This window comes from Salmonella sp. SAL04162 (assembly GCF_046551535.1).
In the GTDB taxonomy this organism is placed as follows: domain Bacteria; phylum Pseudomonadota; class Gammaproteobacteria; order Enterobacterales; family Enterobacteriaceae; genus Salmonella; species Salmonella enterica.
This window is the reverse complement of record NZ_JBGDVX010000014.1, coordinates 87337-102662: the sequence shown is the minus strand read 5'-3', so window position 1 is coordinate 102662 and position 15326 is coordinate 87337. Positions and strand designations below refer to the sequence as shown.

Sequence of the window (15326 nt, the reverse complement as noted above, 5' to 3'; positions counted from 1 at the left end):
CTTTTTCGGTGATCAATATGGCAAATATCGTTACGTGCAAAACAAAGGACGGCGAAACAGTCCAGTATGTTGACGAGGTAATTGGTTCGGGCTCGATGAAGGATGTTTACTTTTCGCCTGATAAATCATACGTCGTCGCTTTTTATCATAAACCGCAGAACGAGCAGGCCCGGGATCGGATTGATATGATCACCGGACGCTACAGGCAAAACATTTTTGGCCAGTCCGGAGGTGAATACTGGAAGGACCTGTTTTGCTGGCCGACCCATGTTGTTGAGCATGGGGATAAAATCGGCATCGTGGTTCCAACCTACAAAAGCTACTTTTTCTTTAAATACGGCTCTAAAAACGATGATTTTCTTGGCATAAAAGGTCGTGAAAAGGAAGGCAAATGGTTTGCCAGCGCCAGCAACCAGAACAAATTTCTCGACCCACGTGAACGAGGCAATACGCTTACCTATCTCAAGGTCTGTCTGCTGCTGACAAGAGCCGTCAGAAGGATGCATGCGGCAGGTCTCTGTCACAGCGATCTAAGCTATAAAAACGTGCTTATCGATCCAGAAATGGGACATGCCTGCATCATTGACGTAGACGGCCTGGTTGTCCCTGGAAAGTATCCTCCCGACGTGGTGGGCACCCCGGATTTTATCGCTCCGGAAGTGGTGAAAACCAGTCATCTTTCCAAAGAGGATCCGAACCGCGTATTGCCAAGCATTACTACTGACCGTCATGCGCTGTCGGTGCTTATCTACATGTATCTGTTCTTCCGTCATCCGCTACGTGGCGGAAAAATACATGACATGTCGGATGAAGTACGTGATGAGACCTTATCTATGGGTGAGAAGGCACTCTTCATTGAACATCCGACAGACAAAAGCAATGCAGTCAAAGTCAGTCAGCTATCGTCCTTTTCACTGCCCTGGGCTGACCCGGAGAAAATTCCTTACACCATCATGGGCCCTTATCTGACACCTTTGTTTGAGCGCGCCTTTATAGATGGCTTACACGATGCCACTAAACGCCCGACCGCCGATGAGTGGGAAAGCGCCCTGGTTAAAACAGTCGATCTGATACAGCCCTGCCAGAACAAGGCGTGTGAACAGAAATGGTACGTTTTCTCGGGTAAGACAAAGCCGGTTTGTCCCTACTGCGGTACGCCATACAAGGGTAAATTACCGGTTCTAAATTTATATTCTTCCCGAAAGGAAGGCAGTTATCGTCCTGACGACCACCGGTTGATGGTGTGGAGCGGGCAGTCAATCTATGCGTGGCATGTGAATCGCCTCATTGCGCCAAATGAGCGTACAACCGATTTGCAAAGGAAACGAGTTGGGTATTTTGTTTTCCATAACGATCAGTGGTGGTTAGTAAATGAAGGCATAAATGGGCTTATGTCATTACCGGATAAACGACAGATTGCCATTGGGGAAAAAATTGAACTGACGAATAACGCTCAGTTTGTTCTGTCAAAGGAGGAAGGCGGCAGGCTGGTCGTCGTTCAGTTAGTAGAAAACTAACGGACGCCCATAACGACTAAAACGTTCTGGCAGCATACTGAACCTGTTTAATGAATCACTATATTAAGCTGTGTCAAATTTAAGCTGCCAGAAAAACTGACTGTCTGTGCCGGATATGCGGTACACCTCCTGCGGCAAGGGTTTAATGCGCAAAGCCCAATTTATTTATAAGAGTGAATAGTTTTGTGGCTCTACCCTGCCGCTCTCCTTTCCTGTGTCATGGTTTTTAACATCTGAAATACTGACATTGTTAAGCCGGTGATTGTATAAGGCGATGCGGACAATCTCATGAAGATATTCAAGTTCGTTTTGTGTCAAGGACTGGCCTTCCTGGGTTTTTGAAATCATTTCCTGCCAGCAGATCAGTCTTTCGTAACTGACATGTTCGCTGTTTTCCAGGCAGTGCAACCTGAAATAGCGAAGGAACAAAGGAAATTCATCGGTCTGAGCGATGTCATAAGCCCGAACCGTTAACCGACACAGACATACAATCGTATCCTGCTGTAACCTGACTAACGCGTTATGACTGCCCGGAAGGATATCAGGCAATTTCATCTTACAGTCAGCAAGGCGCTGAAGAAGAGGCCCTTCCTCTGAAGGCTCCCGTCCCCGATACTCCTGAAGAGGTTCAGATTCAAGTTCATGCATTAATGGATGATATAGCCATTCCCGGGAACTGGTCTCATCAATGATCAGGCTTTCAATGCACTCACTGTATGTTGTTTTACGTCGCCCGAGCTGCACCTGACTGATTTCATATTCAATATCTGGAAGATCGATACGCAATGCGGCAACTCTTTCGGAAGGATGAAGGTGGTCAAAGGTTAACTTCGCAGAAATGCTACGATCCCTGTCCAGAAAGACGGCCACACATAAATCATTAACCTTTACGAACAGATCAGCTGTGCCTCCGAACATACTGCCGCTTCCAATAACCTCATTCAGTGAAACCGGCCCACCATCGTCGCCAGCGAGAAGATTTGGGAAACCAAGAACCTGGTGCTCGTTGATGACTTCAATAATTTTTCCCCGGATGGCTTCCATCAGACCATCACAGTCACCGGCTACAGCAGTACTGTGTGAGAAATGCCAAAGCTTGACCTCCCCCTGCTTTGCTAACAGATCAGTTTTGCAAGCGGGGCAGATGCAGTTACAGTCGATACCCCGGCTGACCTCTGTAATATCTAAAAAGAGTCCTGATTCTCTCTGGAGTCCAAATGGAATACCAAATGTGTAACTCTTACGCATGGCTGCACCCCGTTTTTGATAATTATTCAAACTATATCCGAAATAACGGAGGAGGATTTCTGTAAAACGAATTAAAAGAAATGATTTTTTAGTTTTCCAGATTAATGTTTGACAAGAATCAAATGAGAGCCTTACAAATATGGAGAGAGAAGTTTAGGTAAAGTAACTTTTATCACAACTTCTAAAATTAAGGAGAATATCGGATGTATTTAGCAGTGGGCTTGGCTTATGATTAAAGTCTTTCTCCGAACTTAATAAGAAAGTTAAAAAGACAGGCTATTACAGTGCCTTTAGCCCCGAAAGGGGCATAAACTATTTTCAAATCCAGACACAGTCTTTTTGTTGTGCCAATATCAATAATTACTCGCGAACAAAGGTCCACACACTCGCAGGAACTTTGTCATATAACTTTTTCATTGTCAGTTCAGCTTTACGATGATCATAAGCACCAGAAATTTCAAGAGAGGCGACACCCGAGTTTTTTTCACATAACCTTTCAAATACTTTTTCGAGCGTTTCGAACGAACTACACTTACGGAATTTCATTAAATAAGACTGCTTTGTGTCAGACATAATCAACCTTCTTTAGACAGGCCTCAACTGGCCAGGGATAATCTTAATATCATTTTTCACTTAAGCCTAACGATTTCACAACCTTTTTCGTTGTTTCCACCCTGTTCATAACCAGGTACATGAGTGCTAAAATGACTGTAAATAAAACCAGTGTATCCCGGTGAGCAGGATGAAGAATCAATCAGTGATCAGACAGTTTTCGGAAAGCGAATTGCATCAGCAGCTGGAAACGTTCGGCAACCATGATAAACAGCTTTCACGCTTGATCCGTTACTTTTCCCATCTGAGATACAACACAGCTAAAACCTATCTGCACTGGCTACGAGTATGGAACGAATGGTATCAGGCGAATGCCCGGTTGCATACAGACTGGCCAGTAAGTTCGCTCCCCGTGTCTGAGGAAGCTCTGCTGGCGTTTATGGGGCATCTTGAAGGCAAATTGTCACGAAGCAGCATAAACAGCTGTCTTCAGGCCTTAAACAGTATCCATAAAAAAGGGCTTAACCTGCCCGGGATTATTACGTCTGAAGCATGGTACATGCTGGAAGCCTTAAAACAATCGGAAGCCCGGAAGCGAAAGACGACTAAACAGGCAACTCCCTTTCTTATTGGCGATCTCAAGGCTCTGATAAAGTTACGCAGTACTACAAACTCAGTTCGTAAGCTTCGTGACCTGTGCCTGATCTGGACAGGCTTTGAAACACTGCTCCGTTCATCCGAAATTCGCCGTATACGTCTGAAAGATCTGTCTCTGGATAGTATGACCGGTGAATTTAACCTGACGGTATACCGTACAAAAACGAACATCAGTACACTTCTTACCTACCGGCTGACACGTCAGTTAACTAACTGCCTCTTGAGATTGATGAACCTTGTGAAAATGGATCAGCACAGTCATCCGGATGAATACCTTTTCCAGGCCGTAAATTTCCATGATACAGGCTATATGCCACCCGGCTGGAAGCTTCGGAGTAAAGGGAATGAGCTATCTGAGCTTCTTAAACGGCATAACCTGCCCTACCGTGCTAAACAAAGTCTTCTGAACGATGAAGATGAGGAAGACACTGTGGACGATGCCGGTATGCTCAGCAAAAATTCCCTTTTACGGGCATTTAAAGAAATGTGGAATGAGCTTTATCCAAATGAGACTAAAACCCGTTACTGGACAGGGCACAGCGTTCGTGTAGGCGGTGCGATACAGCTGGATATTGAAGGTTACTCGCTACCACAGATTATGGAAATGGGGAACTGGTCGAATGAAGAAATGGTTATGCGCTACATTCGCAATATTGAAGCTGGTAAAAAAGCCATGATCAAGCTTATGCGAAATGCCTTTGATGAATAGCGCCCTCACGGGCGCATAACTTTATTTTTTCTTGAACGGGTTAAGTCTGGTGAGATTAGAGAGTGCCCCTCCCGGAGGCAAAATTCCCGTCCTTTTATATTTGTACACGCCATTTAATTTCATTGTCTGGATTCCAAGATTAATAAGCGTGACAAGTTTAAGGGTATACAGGAGTGTAAATTGGGGAGCAACCTGAATAAAAACTAATAACAAGCCTGCACACATTACACGTAGCCATGCCGCGTACTCCATGCTCAGCGGACGCTTGAAATAGAATCTTTCGAGCAAATCAACTGTCTTATTACTGATCCACGCCGCCGCCACTGAGAGTAACAACACGATGCACACCATAATGCCCAGTTCCATTTTCACTCCCTTCTCTTTTAGTCTGTTTAAGTTGAGGCTTAGCCACAGTAGTTTTGTTTTTTGCTTTTTTCTTAGGTTTGGTATGGTGAAACAGAAAACAATCCACCATTACCCAACCATTTTTATATCGAGCCACCAGCATCTTCTGGCTGGGGTAATGAGCATGAAACAGCATTTTCACGTCCATGGTGCCCATCAACGACTGTTTGCGCTTTAGCTCATCCTCAGCCATCTGAAATTCTTGTAAGAATTCTGAAGACAGACGCTGACGCAGAATTCTTATGGCACTGGAGTTTTCATCATTCTTTGCCAGGTGCCCGAAGCGTACAAGTGCCTTGTGGGTTATCTGGATGGGTCCCAGATGAGAGCTGAGCTGTTCGTACTGCCAGAAGTAGGTCAAATCCACCTTAACCCAGCTGATGCTGTCCAGCAGAGCCTCGTTCATGATGGTTCCGGACATAGGTACCATTGTCAGCCTGGCCAGACGCATATGTATGTAGTCCGTAAGCAACCTCAGCGACTCAGGAACGTTTTTATTGAGTAGGAGATGCTGAAGCACCGGGGTTGCGGTCTGCCAACACAGATTGCGCCCGTCAGGCAGGAAAGCAAACTTTTGATCGTCAGGCGCAGAGTTCGAAGCGTTTTCCTTACGAAGCAAAAAATAATGGCCGCACAGCAGCTCTGCTCTTACCTGGTCCTCGTCAGGGTCATGTCGGGCTTTACTTAGATCAACGGTTAGCACAACGCGGTTAATCGCATCAGCGTGATATTTTTTTACCCAGACGCAGACACGATAGAGACGCTCATCGATTTTCTGGCTGGCTGTGGAAATCCATTGCATTGTTGTTCCTTAATTTTCGGGGCTGACAATGAAAATGCCCAGCTCAGCCCCCGGCACGAGTTCTGTATATTTCAGGCTCAGCTTCCGTTGGTTGGACGGACCCTGGCTGTTTTCAGGAGCCCAGTCAGAGAGCGTTTTTAATTGAGGTATGTTGCCTGCTGCGAAAATGGGCAAGGATGCTTTTACTACTGAATAATCAGTCTCAGCATATTTATTCCCGTTTCGTTCCTGCCCTTCAGGCCTAAATGCAAAAATGTGAGCAATCGGAACAGGGAAAGAGTTAGTTCGACAAAGGCGATAAGATTCGCCCTGCTTCAGTGGGTGAAATTCAAGACGGTGTAAAGCCTTATCGATATTAGACACGACATTCAAATTGGTAGTTGCTACATTTTTTACTTCTGAGGCTCTCCTGCGCTCCAACAAACTCACAAGTTGCTCTGCTGTTTTAACTTCCTGGTTTCGGTTTAGCCGCCATGAAAAAGTAACTTTTTTAAGCTGGGACTTGATGAAAAGGATATTTCTTGTTGAGTGCATAGCGACAAGGCCCGGGAGCTTCTTGTGCACTTTATCAAAACGGACATTCTTTTTATTATCGATACGCCTCATTGCCGCAGCAAAATCATTTTTTGCTTCGTTTATAGAAGTGATCAAGCTTTCGAGAAGATCTGCTCTTTCGGGGACAATGATTAGACCCGGGTATTTAGTGGTTACTTTGGTGGAATCATGACTTAATGACTCTATGTCATCCACACAGATGTCAGTAAGTGCCTGAATAATTTCCTCAACCGAAGCATCGTCTTTAATACTAACCCTGATGGGTTTAACCTGCTTCAAGCGCTCTTCTGTTCTAGATACGGTGGAGACAGTCATCAGGTTTGCCATCATCGGGGGGGTGTTCGAAAGAAAACACTTGAGCGAGTCGATGCGTTCCAGAATCTGGTCACGAAAATAGGGCAAATCGTCATAACTCATACGTTTCTCCAGGCTCATGTTATTTCCAATCAATTTTGCTGCCCAGGCTGACCTTGCAGAACATAAATGTCATGTAAACCTCTAAAGAAGTCATTTTGAAACAGCTTTCACAGCATGCGATTTATGTTCGATAGGGCTCATGAACAAAGGATGATAATGGAGACGCCATGGATAGTGGATAGTCTTACCCACCTGGGTGATCCGATTGAGGCGAAAACGACCATTTATACAGTCAACTGACCAAAGCCCGGGAGAAACTAACCTCTTCCAGCGGTAAAAAGAGAAACCTGCAACACAGAGGTCATGCTCCAGGAAATGTTGAGTTTCGACGACGCGAACTTTTATCAAAAACCCCAGCATTGGCGAAAACCAGATCAACAACCATGTTGGCGGCAGGATGACTTTGTTCAGGAGATGATCTGTCATAAGCAAGGCAGATAACATCAGAAAACTGATAGTCAACCACAGGGCCATCCAACCGGCCCATACGCGGCTCTGACAGGGTTTCCATTCGAGAAGAAAAAGTTTTTTATGCATTCTGCCCCGCCTAATTTTAATGTATTGCCGAAGTATGCTGCATCATGATGGTGGTGCGGGGAAAGATTTCAAACTTCCACAATTCTGAAGCCGTGTTCCAACCATGAAAGATCCCGTCTCCACAGCGAGTGTTAAAAGCAAGAATTTCATCCCTGACCTGGTAAGCGAGCACTTCTGGCATATCAATAAACTCAGGTAAGGAAAGAAGAATTCCATGGATAACTTCTCCGGTTAACTTACTCATAACCTCTTCCTCAGACAGGGCAGCGTCCGGGAACAAACACAACGGAAGTGAAAAACAACATAGGTCAAGACCAATAGCAGCCCTTCCTGCGTCGTAGCCTTCTTCATTAACGACAAAACGAAAGAATTTTTCTGTCTCACCCCGTAATGATGACGGTCCTTCAGACGGAACTTCAATACCACTGAAGACTTTATCGGTCCAGTTGGTAAAAGGACTGGTGAAAACCCAACAAATTAAGGATAACGCCAGCTCTTCCTTAAACATACGTTCAGTGCCGGTAGTTCTGGAAAGTTGCTTTTGAGTACTCATGTTTTACCTGTTGCATGAAATTATTGATGTTATATAAACACAACCGGCATTTTATCTAATAGGTTTGAAAACACTAAAAATCGCAAATGCTGGTACCTTTCTGTTTTAAGAGATTTTCAAGGTAAAGTGAGGCTAGATCAATTGGCTGGTTCTCTTCAAGACAGGCTCGAACAAGATCTTCAATAGAGACCGAATCAACCCCCCTTCCCTGTAAAATTTCTTTAGCAGATGCCAGCGTTTTATGAACGCTTCGACTTAGTTGTAATCTGACTTGTGTGCGGGTATCAAAAAGACAATCTTCTGTGACACTTTGTGAAACGGTTCTACTCATTGAAAAATCACTCCATTTCTGGGATCGAATGAAAATTAACAGCTATAGATGTATCAGGTTTCCCATTTTCTACGATACTCAACCACGTACGCGCTGAGATTTGTTGTTCACAGACGAGTATGTAACCTGTTCCCTGTTGATGATGTAGCTCAAGAGCTTTTAGGATAGGCTCTGAATGAGGTCCGAGAGCATCACGCGTGTGAATAAGCGTTTGCTCTGGCAATACGTTGCTAAGCATAGACAGCAGAACATTACGCTCATCCTCATTATCCGACAAAACAAGAATTATACGAAAACCCGTTTTTATACGAAATCTGATTTCTGAAACTAACTTTCTTAATCTTAATTTATATATGACCAGGCGGAATCGAGTCATCAGTAAAGAGACCACTGTGAAGATAACGATTACTGCGCCATATTTTGACCTGTAGAACCACCAGTTAAGGCCTCCAGCAACTATCAGGATTAACATTAAAATTAAACTCCCATAGAAAAAAAGTGCTGGGTAGCGAGTTGTCTTTCCTTCAATTAGTGCTGAGGCAAATATCAAAATGGATATTCCGTAAATTACCCAGTCAAAAATACTTTCTCCAATCATTCTTTAGTGAACATCCTTAAAAGTGGAAATGTAGGTTTATGGGTTTATGCATTTTCCTGATGGCCTTGACAACCAAGGATTTCACAGAAATTGTCACAGTGTGAAGCTGTAACAAAGCGCTCTCCACGTTCGAATCGCTCAACCAAATCCTTTCTTACTTCACTTCCAGGTTTCTGGAAGATGTACTCAAGCTGGAGATCCTCGGCCGTTGAAAGTAGTCGTTCTATGCTGAAATCAACATGGTAAAAGCAAAACTGATTATCAACCGGGGGAAAGTTGCTTTTGGTACTGTTCTCGTTTTTGGATTTTAGTTCATTCATGAGCTCTCCTTGGTTGAGAACAGTATACAAATCTCTTTAGGGATTTTTTTTCGTTAATAGCACTTTTTTGAGTTTAAAGAGTATGTTCATACCAGAGCATTAGAGGCTACGAAAAGGATAATGGAATTAGAAAGATAGATTTTAAGTGGTGATGTAAGGTGGGATAGGTAGAAGAGGAGTAGACGCTTGTAAGCGAGGCAAAAAAAAGGCACGGAAACCGTGCCATAAGAGTATGTGAGAAAAAATCAAAATCAGGGAAAGAATCAAGCAGCTTGTGAAACTGAATCTCCAACTGCAAGATTTAAATTTCTTAGGTTATCGAAAACTTCAGATACTAAGTCATTACGGTCGTGGATTTTAATCCGCCCACCGGTTAACTCTGAAACATAAACGGTATGGCAGAGGTCAGTAACCACTTCGCCGTATTCATCAACGACTTCCAAAGATGCAATCATCGGAATATAAGAAGCCGCAGCATAGCTCTCATAAATACTTATTATGGAGTCATTGTTGCGTCGAGAAATTACCCTACCAGAAGGTAAAGCCTCATCTTCCATATAGCAATCAGATAGGTCCTCACAGAAGTCATTTTCTTTAAGTGAAATATTAAGGGTCAATTCACTGTTGATAGAGCGTGAATAAGAATATTCACTCAGTTTATAGCAAGCCAAACTTATATCACTAAAAGTTTCATAAGCTTTATAGAGGCTCGATGTTATAGACTCAGATACAAATGTTATTAGTCCAATAAAATGAGTATCCCAGAACTGTTGCAAAGCAAAACGGGCAATCATAACCTGACCATCAACCTGCATCAGTCTGTTATATTCATCCCGGTCATAACCTTTCGACTGAGAAACATCATTAGACATGCTAAGAACTTCACTACAAACATCATCATATTCAAAACGGCTAGTTGCAAAGTGTTTTCCTGAAATCTCAAGGTACTGACCAGAGACTGCGTCAAACACCTCAAGAAAGTAACAGAGTCGAGATTTTAAAGATTCTCTGTTTAAAGCTTCTATTTCATTCTCAGAGATACTATCGACATATAAATCAACAGCATTCTTGAGTTCAATAGCTTTGATATTACAGGTAAAAGAAAGCTCGTCACTTTGACAATGGCAAACACTTAATACTATATCCGCCTCATCAAAATCTATGCCAAGATAGCTCAGAACTGCTCGGACATAGTTTTTATCATCAGATGAATGTGTCATATACACTACCTCAAATTTGAGAGGAAGTGCCCCAGAAGGGAAGCGACTTCCCCACTGGGTTAGATAAAAGTTTGGTTAAGCTAAAAGAAGATGCCAGCGACAGATTTTACATTGTCATAGACAAGTGTCTTCAGCCAACCAAAGTTACTTTTTTGGACTGAAGCAAAAGGATCATTGAGACGCGTTACGAAAATCGTCAAAAGCTTCAGTTATTAGTAATGTGCGATCAGTTACTCTGTATCGGTCATTACTTTCGAGAGATACGTAAGTTGAATGCGAAGAATCACAGACAACACGCCCTCTTTTATTGATCAATCTTACTTCCATCATCACCGGCACATTGATAATTGAAGCAACATCGGTATAGAGGGATATGAGGGCATCATTGTCACAATATAACGCCCCGTTCCCATCAAATGTATCGTTAAACTTAATATATATATCTGGCATATTTGCCGGATAATCATCAGTATTGAAATCAATGCATAACTTTAAGTCATCATTAATACGGCGATTAATCTTATGCTGCCCAACACGTACAAAGCCATGTTCAACAGCTTTGATAATCCTTAAAGTTTCATTAAGACAATCTGTAATTCTTTTCTCGACAAATGAGATAAAGTCACCAAAGTCGGAATGAAAAAACTGTTTAAGTGCAAATTTCGCAACTAACACTTTCCCATCCACCTTCATTTTATCGAGATAAAGATTTCTTATAGCATCAGTAGAAGAATTAGCTTTAGATAACTCTTCACAGTCATTAATAATCATTGAAACAATATCAATAACTTTAACTGGGCTTAAAGTATTACTATATCCGCGAATATCAAACGTAAAAAATCCGAAATTCTTAAATACTCCAAGAAAATAAATTATTTTTTGTTTCAAAAGAATAGAATCGGAGTAAGATGCGTTGTGCTTTATTAGTTCAGATATGTAGAGATCCAACATACAATTTAAATTATCGATATCTACATCGTAATCAAAGGTTACTTTGTCGAACGAAGTATCAGATAATTGAACGGTTATATCGTCAGCGGGAACATTAAGGCCTAAATTTTGATAAAGAAAGGCACTAACAAATTCCACGTGGTCAGATTCTTTAAACATTTACACTACCTCATGACTAAAAAGGAAGTGCTTCCCACCGGGAAGCAAGTTCCCGGATGGGTTAGATTAATTATAAAAGAGTTCTTCAGAAGGTACATGCATTTCTGGTTTGAACTGTTTTAAGGAGTTGTTTATAGCTTTTCGATATAACCCTGAAGAGTGTGGCTTAAACATTTGATATTCCGTAACGAGCAGAGGAGACGTAAAGCATCCTAAGTTCACTAGTGAAATATTTGATGTTTCTTCACAAACATCTAATTCAGCGTATATCCGCCTCTTCATTACCCTGCCTGCTAAATAGCGACGAACATGATTTATAAACTTGTCCGCATCTGATATAGAATTAACTATATAATCAGATGTGACTATCTGATTAGATACAGTTTCAGGTATAGCTTCGGCTATTATTTTTACGTTCATTTCATAATCAACACTATGGAAGCAAGCAAGAATTTGTGGCTTCGCGCTTTCTAAAATCTTTTCAAGAACAGAAAAAATCAGAGAGAACTCGTTTAAAATTCGCTTTTGTATAAGTCCATGTAGATGTTTTATGAAAGGAGAACCGTGTTCAACAAGGCCTAGTATAAGATCCTTAGAGGCCAAATCTGAGCGGTAATAAACGTATTCTAGATTATCCCGGTTAAATCCTTTGATAAGCAAATCAGGCTGCTCTGAGACCAGTCGTAAATGAGTTGAAGCTATAGAAACTTCAAAACGAAAGTTCGCGAGATTTACAGGGCCTGCTTTTAATGTAGCCGCTTCGGAAAAATAAATGAAAAGAGGATGCAAATCATCGTTACCACAGTAAAGATGGTCTGCGCCCTTAAGATATTTCACCAAATGAGGTAGAAAAGATATTACTGGAATATCAGCCACAAATCGAATATGCCGAAATGGTTTTGAATCCAAATATATATTTTCCACTACAGCGCCAACAAAACCCATTTTAACAAGAATAGATTCAACTAACTTTTGTATCGCATTCATTTAAATACCCTCTTAATAGAGGGATTTCTCCCAAAGGGAGAAATCCCTATGGGAGAAAATAATTTTAATTAATAATTGTAGCGAAGCGCATGTTCTTTTTCACTAAGATGGTTTTCATATTCCGACTTACCAGAACTTAAACACTCTTTGAAAAAGACCTTTGAAAAATTCTTCAAGTCACTTCGGTTATTAATTTCTTTGTCAGACATCAACTTAGCTGAGTGTGAGGTATCCACAGGCCCCAACCACCATTCATATTTAATATAAACACAATTGGTTTTTGTATGTCCATTTAGAAATCGTTTTGCATTTCTAAGTATTTTTCTACAACCGTTAAGGTCTGAAAGTAAGATATCTGGAGCAATGAGCTCTTCCAGAATATGACCAGGTAAGCCTTTCCTAAAAAGCTCAACATCGTAACTACAATACCAGTCACGATAATTAAAAGCTTTAATAAGTCTTTCAGGTGTATCCAAAGATATCTTATTCAGGATTTTTAATGCAAAGCATACAGCATCTTTTAACAACTCGTGCACCTCAACATTGATAAATGAGAAAAACGAGCTTAATTCTTTCTCTAAGGAATTATACAACTTACCGTAAATATCCTGAGAAAAAAGATACTGCAATCTTTCTTTATTATAAGTGCAATTCGAAATTGAATAGACTTCTCCTCTTTCGATTTTGCACCCTTCCCTTAAAACTATAGGAAACCTCAAATGGTTAACAATGAAAGAATGATTCTTTCTTTGCTTCAAAGCATCTAATTGAAATTTCGTAATTTCCTCCAGATTTGCATCTTCAAAACCTGGAAAGGGAATATCACAGAAACAAGAACTATATGCTTTTGCTGATTCATACATAAACTCCAGTGAAACATCAGCATCAAAAGACATACCAGAGAACATGCCCTGCCCATTGTCTAAAAATGTAATGTTTTTAACCTGTATTTTTTTATGTTGAACAACCAAAAAGGCATTAATGATTTTTTCGATAATTTTCATGTGATCCTCTCTCAATAAAAAAGGGATCACTCCCATATGGGGTGTGATCCCCACATGGGTATAATTTAATTAAAAATCTGTAAGACCTAAATCTTTATTTCTACCACAAACTGTAGAAGATATAAGACGTTTTACTCGCTTTCGAGCACTTCGGCCTGACGTATCTTTCAAGTACATCGGTAATGACAATGATGAGATTTGATTACTTCGCTTATGATGGCAGACTATATAGCCCTGCCTCCACCCCGAACGCACAAACTCACGGATGCGGTTAATATATGCCGAAGCTTGAGATTTTGTACTTATCGATTCAGAACACTTTAAGTTCTGTTCGATAGAGTAAAGCTCAGCCGCCATTAATTTCACCTCATACAGGTCATCCCCATAACTTATAGTTTTCAACAGCTCTTCCTTTTCCCGAATGAAAAATACTTGCTGCATTCCAAGGATCAGGTCATAGGCCTCTCGAAAGAGGTCGATAAGCTTATTACGAACATAAATCATAAACTCCTCAAAGTGCTGAAGCCAGAAATAAGCCGCATTACTTATTTGTGAATTGTGAGAACAAACAAGCCCTTTAGCAAGCTCGACCTCTTCCTCCCGAAAAGTAAAGTTACTTTTCTTAAACCGACTTTGTTCAAAAATGCTTTGATGCATTTCTATCCATACAGAAACAAAACCGAGGGATTCAAATTCTTCGTTTAACAAATGTAAACTTTCGAAGATTTTCTGAATTTCGATCCCGATGTCATATGACAGTGGACATTCTTTTATAGAATAAACATAACCGGGTAGGAAGTGAGATAAATGCTCAGTTCGCAAATATAAACTGAATTTAAGTTCTGTCAGTGGTTGTTTCAAAGATAATTTAGATGATTCGCTTATATTTACTGGTTCAACACCATTTCTAATCAAAATAGCTTTTACCAGGTCCGTAGCTAACTTCATACAGCCTCCAGTCGTTATTGAGGCCTCCCTGATGCAGGTTGGCCATCAGGGAAAATATGTAAATCAATTAGCAACCAATCAGACCGTTGCCATTACATTGTCAATGTATCTGACAAGGGATGGGCGGTCGTCCTGTAAGGCAAAACGGCGAAGGTCATCAAGATTATACGCAGGAAGATAATCAGCGTAACCTCGAATACGAAGGTCCTCAACCACAACTTTTATATACTCAAATCGTCCAAGATTTCCTTTTAATGGGGGTTTTCCTGGACTAGACAGCATATCGTCTGCTTGCTCCCATGTGATTTCTTTAGCTTCACCACTATGTAGATCAAGATGGACATATATGAATGACTTATAATCTCCACGGCAACGAAGATAATATTTCGGATAGAAATATTTGTCACAACGCAACAAACACGTTCCTGAAGGACGAACTACGTACAACAGGTTTCTGTCATTTTCTAATATGCCATGTTTCAAAATCGTTATATCTATCTCATTATCATGCAGCAAATAGCATGACGATGGTTCATTGACGATGCGCGATTTTATAACAGCAGCAAATTTATTAAAAACTTCGTTAGTTTGAAAATTCATTAAAATGCTCTCCGATGTAAAACGACGAGCATCACCATAACGGTAATACTCCCGTTATGGGTTTTAATAGTTTATGGAATAACCATGTCATACAACCGACCATAGCCAGTAGTACCGCACATTTATTTAACTGAGCAAGCATCTCAGCCGTGAAAAGACCTTAAAGGCAGGTAATTATCACGAAGGAAAGCGGTTATCTTATCAATACAATTTAAAAAATAATATTGATAAGATAACCCCCCCCGCAAAATGCGGG

General features: G+C 41.2%; 17 protein-coding genes. 2 read left to right on the top strand and 15 right to left on the bottom strand.

Going from position 1 to position 15326, the window contains the following annotated elements; all coding sequences use genetic code 11:
• Nucleotides 1-17: 17 nt before the first annotated feature.
• Nucleotides 18-1517 carry a helix-hairpin-helix domain-containing protein gene (locus ACLJRH_RS22230; RefSeq protein ID WP_001284315.1) on the top strand — a complete coding sequence of 500 codons (1500 nt, stop codon included), beginning with the start codon at nt 18-20 and terminating at the stop codon, nt 1515-1517.
• 165 nt (nt 1518-1682) lie between these two features.
• On the opposite strand, the gene ACLJRH_RS22225 is transcribed toward ACLJRH_RS22230, so the two are convergent.
• Together ACLJRH_RS22225 and ACLJRH_RS22220 are read right to left on the bottom strand one after the other, a co-directional pair.
• Nucleotides 1683-2765, bottom strand: coding sequence for a hypothetical protein (locus ACLJRH_RS22225; protein WP_001232447.1), 1083 nt, complete (start codon nt 2763-2765; stop codon nt 1683-1685).
• A 360-nt stretch (nt 2766-3125) separates the two neighbouring features.
• Nucleotides 3126-3338 (bottom strand): Hha/YmoA family nucleoid-associated regulatory protein, encoded by a 213-nt coding sequence (locus ACLJRH_RS22220; RefSeq protein WP_001285422.1) that lies wholly within the window; start codon nt 3336-3338, stop codon nt 3126-3128.
• Between the two features lie 169 nt (nt 3339-3507).
• Between ACLJRH_RS22220 and ACLJRH_RS22215 the strand changes: the two genes are divergently transcribed.
• On the top strand, nt 3508-4683 hold the full coding sequence (locus tag ACLJRH_RS22215; RefSeq protein WP_000795949.1) for a tyrosine-type recombinase/integrase: 1176 nt from the start codon (nt 3508-3510) through the stop codon (nt 4681-4683).
• A gap of 301 nt (nt 4684-4984) precedes the next feature.
• Here ACLJRH_RS22215 and ACLJRH_RS22210 read toward each other — a convergent pair whose 3' ends face one another.
• The 13 genes from ACLJRH_RS22210 to ACLJRH_RS22150 form a co-directional block, all read right to left on the bottom strand.
• Nucleotides 4985-5890: a hypothetical protein gene (locus ACLJRH_RS22210; RefSeq protein ID WP_001198595.1), complete on the bottom strand. Its 906-nt coding sequence runs from the start codon at nt 5888-5890 to the stop codon at nt 4985-4987.
• 9 nt (nt 5891-5899) lie between these two features.
• On the bottom strand, nt 5900-6862 hold the full coding sequence (locus tag ACLJRH_RS22205) for a DNA replication terminus site-binding protein (RefSeq protein ID WP_000119428.1): 963 nt from the start codon (nt 6860-6862) through the stop codon (nt 5900-5902).
• A gap of 90 nt (nt 6863-6952) precedes the next feature.
• Nucleotides 6953-7399 (bottom strand): hypothetical protein, encoded by a 447-nt coding sequence (locus tag ACLJRH_RS22200; RefSeq protein ID WP_000549069.1) that lies wholly within the window; start codon nt 7397-7399, stop codon nt 6953-6955.
• A 16-nt stretch (nt 7400-7415) separates the two neighbouring features.
• Entirely contained in the window at nt 7416-7952 is a 537-nt protein-coding gene (locus ACLJRH_RS22195; protein WP_000107167.1) for a hypothetical protein, read from the bottom strand.
• Between the two features lie 73 nt (nt 7953-8025).
• Nucleotides 8026-8283: a hypothetical protein gene (locus ACLJRH_RS22190; protein ID WP_001371933.1), complete on the bottom strand. Its 258-nt coding sequence runs from the start codon at nt 8281-8283 to the stop codon at nt 8026-8028.
• Nucleotides 8284-8290: 7 nt separating this feature from the next.
• Nucleotides 8291-8881, bottom strand: coding sequence for a hypothetical protein (locus ACLJRH_RS22185; protein ID WP_000578891.1), 591 nt, complete (start codon nt 8879-8881; stop codon nt 8291-8293).
• 44 nt (nt 8882-8925) lie between these two features.
• Nucleotides 8926-9201, bottom strand: a complete 276-nt coding sequence (locus ACLJRH_RS22180; RefSeq protein ID WP_001004201.1) for a hypothetical protein — start codon at nt 9199-9201, stop codon at nt 8926-8928.
• 263 nt (nt 9202-9464) lie between these two features.
• Nucleotides 9465-10421, bottom strand: coding sequence for a hypothetical protein (locus ACLJRH_RS22175; protein WP_000149830.1), 957 nt, complete (start codon nt 10419-10421; stop codon nt 9465-9467).
• A gap of 171 nt (nt 10422-10592) precedes the next feature.
• Complete coding sequence (locus ACLJRH_RS22170; RefSeq protein ID WP_000472041.1) at nt 10593-11531, bottom strand: hypothetical protein; 939 nt, start codon at nt 11529-11531, stop codon at nt 10593-10595.
• 66 nt (nt 11532-11597) lie between these two features.
• Nucleotides 11598-12518 (bottom strand): hypothetical protein, encoded by a 921-nt coding sequence (locus tag ACLJRH_RS22165; RefSeq protein WP_000991697.1) that lies wholly within the window; start codon nt 12516-12518, stop codon nt 11598-11600.
• Nucleotides 12519-12586: 68 nt separating this feature from the next.
• Complete coding sequence (locus ACLJRH_RS22160) at nt 12587-13522, bottom strand: hypothetical protein (RefSeq protein ID WP_000691119.1); 936 nt, start codon at nt 13520-13522, stop codon at nt 12587-12589.
• Between the two features lie 69 nt (nt 13523-13591).
• The gene (locus ACLJRH_RS22155; protein WP_000762003.1) at nt 13592-14470 is read right to left on the bottom strand and encodes a hypothetical protein; all 879 of its coding nucleotides are present in this window, start codon (nt 14468-14470) and stop codon (nt 13592-13594) included.
• A gap of 78 nt (nt 14471-14548) precedes the next feature.
• Nucleotides 14549-15070, bottom strand: a complete 522-nt coding sequence (locus tag ACLJRH_RS22150) for a hypothetical protein (RefSeq protein WP_001011130.1) — start codon at nt 15068-15070, stop codon at nt 14549-14551.
• Between the last annotated feature and the right edge of the window lie 256 nt (nt 15071-15326).

Bases quoted from the DNA above. Each gene is read 5' to 3' on its own strand.
- ACLJRH_RS22150 (WP_001011130.1), bottom strand. From the start codon at position 15,070: ATGAATTTTCAAACTAACGAAGTTTTTAATAAATTTGCTGCTGTTATA.
- ACLJRH_RS22180 (WP_001004201.1), bottom strand. From the start codon at position 9,201: ATGAATGAACTAAAATCCAAAAACGAGAACAGTACCAAAAGCAACTTT.
- ACLJRH_RS22210 (WP_001198595.1), bottom strand. From the start codon at position 5,890: ATGCAATGGATTTCCACAGCCAGCCAGAAAATCGATGAGCGTCTCTAT.
- ACLJRH_RS22155 (WP_000762003.1), bottom strand. From the start codon at position 14,470: ATGAAGTTAGCTACGGACCTGGTAAAAGCTATTTTGATTAGAAATGGT.
- ACLJRH_RS22225 (WP_001232447.1), bottom strand. From the start codon at position 2,765: ATGCGTAAGAGTTACACATTTGGTATTCCATTTGGACTCCAGAGAGAA.
- ACLJRH_RS22185 (WP_000578891.1), bottom strand. From the start codon at position 8,881: ATGATTGGAGAAAGTATTTTTGACTGGGTAATTTACGGAATATCCATT.
- ACLJRH_RS22195 (WP_000107167.1), bottom strand. From the start codon at position 7,952: ATGAGTACTCAAAAGCAACTTTCCAGAACTACCGGCACTGAACGTATG.
- ACLJRH_RS22160 (WP_000691119.1), bottom strand. From the start codon at position 13,522: ATGAAAATTATCGAAAAAATCATTAATGCCTTTTTGGTTGTTCAACAT.
- ACLJRH_RS22205 (WP_000119428.1), bottom strand. From the start codon at position 6,862: ATGAGTTATGACGATTTGCCCTATTTTCGTGACCAGATTCTGGAACGC.
- ACLJRH_RS22220 (WP_001285422.1), bottom strand. From the start codon at position 3,338: ATGTCTGACACAAAGCAGTCTTATTTAATGAAATTCCGTAAGTGTAGT.
- ACLJRH_RS22175 (WP_000149830.1), bottom strand. From the start codon at position 10,421: ATGACACATTCATCTGATGATAAAAACTATGTCCGAGCAGTTCTGAGC.
- ACLJRH_RS22215 (WP_000795949.1), top strand. From the start codon at position 3,508: ATGAAGAATCAATCAGTGATCAGACAGTTTTCGGAAAGCGAATTGCAT.
- ACLJRH_RS22200 (WP_000549069.1), bottom strand. From the start codon at position 7,399: ATGCATAAAAAACTTTTTCTTCTCGAATGGAAACCCTGTCAGAGCCGC.
- ACLJRH_RS22230 (WP_001284315.1), top strand. From the start codon at position 18: ATGGCAAATATCGTTACGTGCAAAACAAAGGACGGCGAAACAGTCCAG.
- ACLJRH_RS22170 (WP_000472041.1), bottom strand. From the start codon at position 11,531: ATGTTTAAAGAATCTGACCACGTGGAATTTGTTAGTGCCTTTCTTTAT.
- ACLJRH_RS22165 (WP_000991697.1), bottom strand. From the start codon at position 12,518: ATGAATGCGATACAAAAGTTAGTTGAATCTATTCTTGTTAAAATGGGT.
- ACLJRH_RS22190 (WP_001371933.1), bottom strand. From the start codon at position 8,283: ATGAGTAGAACCGTTTCACAAAGTGTCACAGAAGATTGTCTTTTTGAT.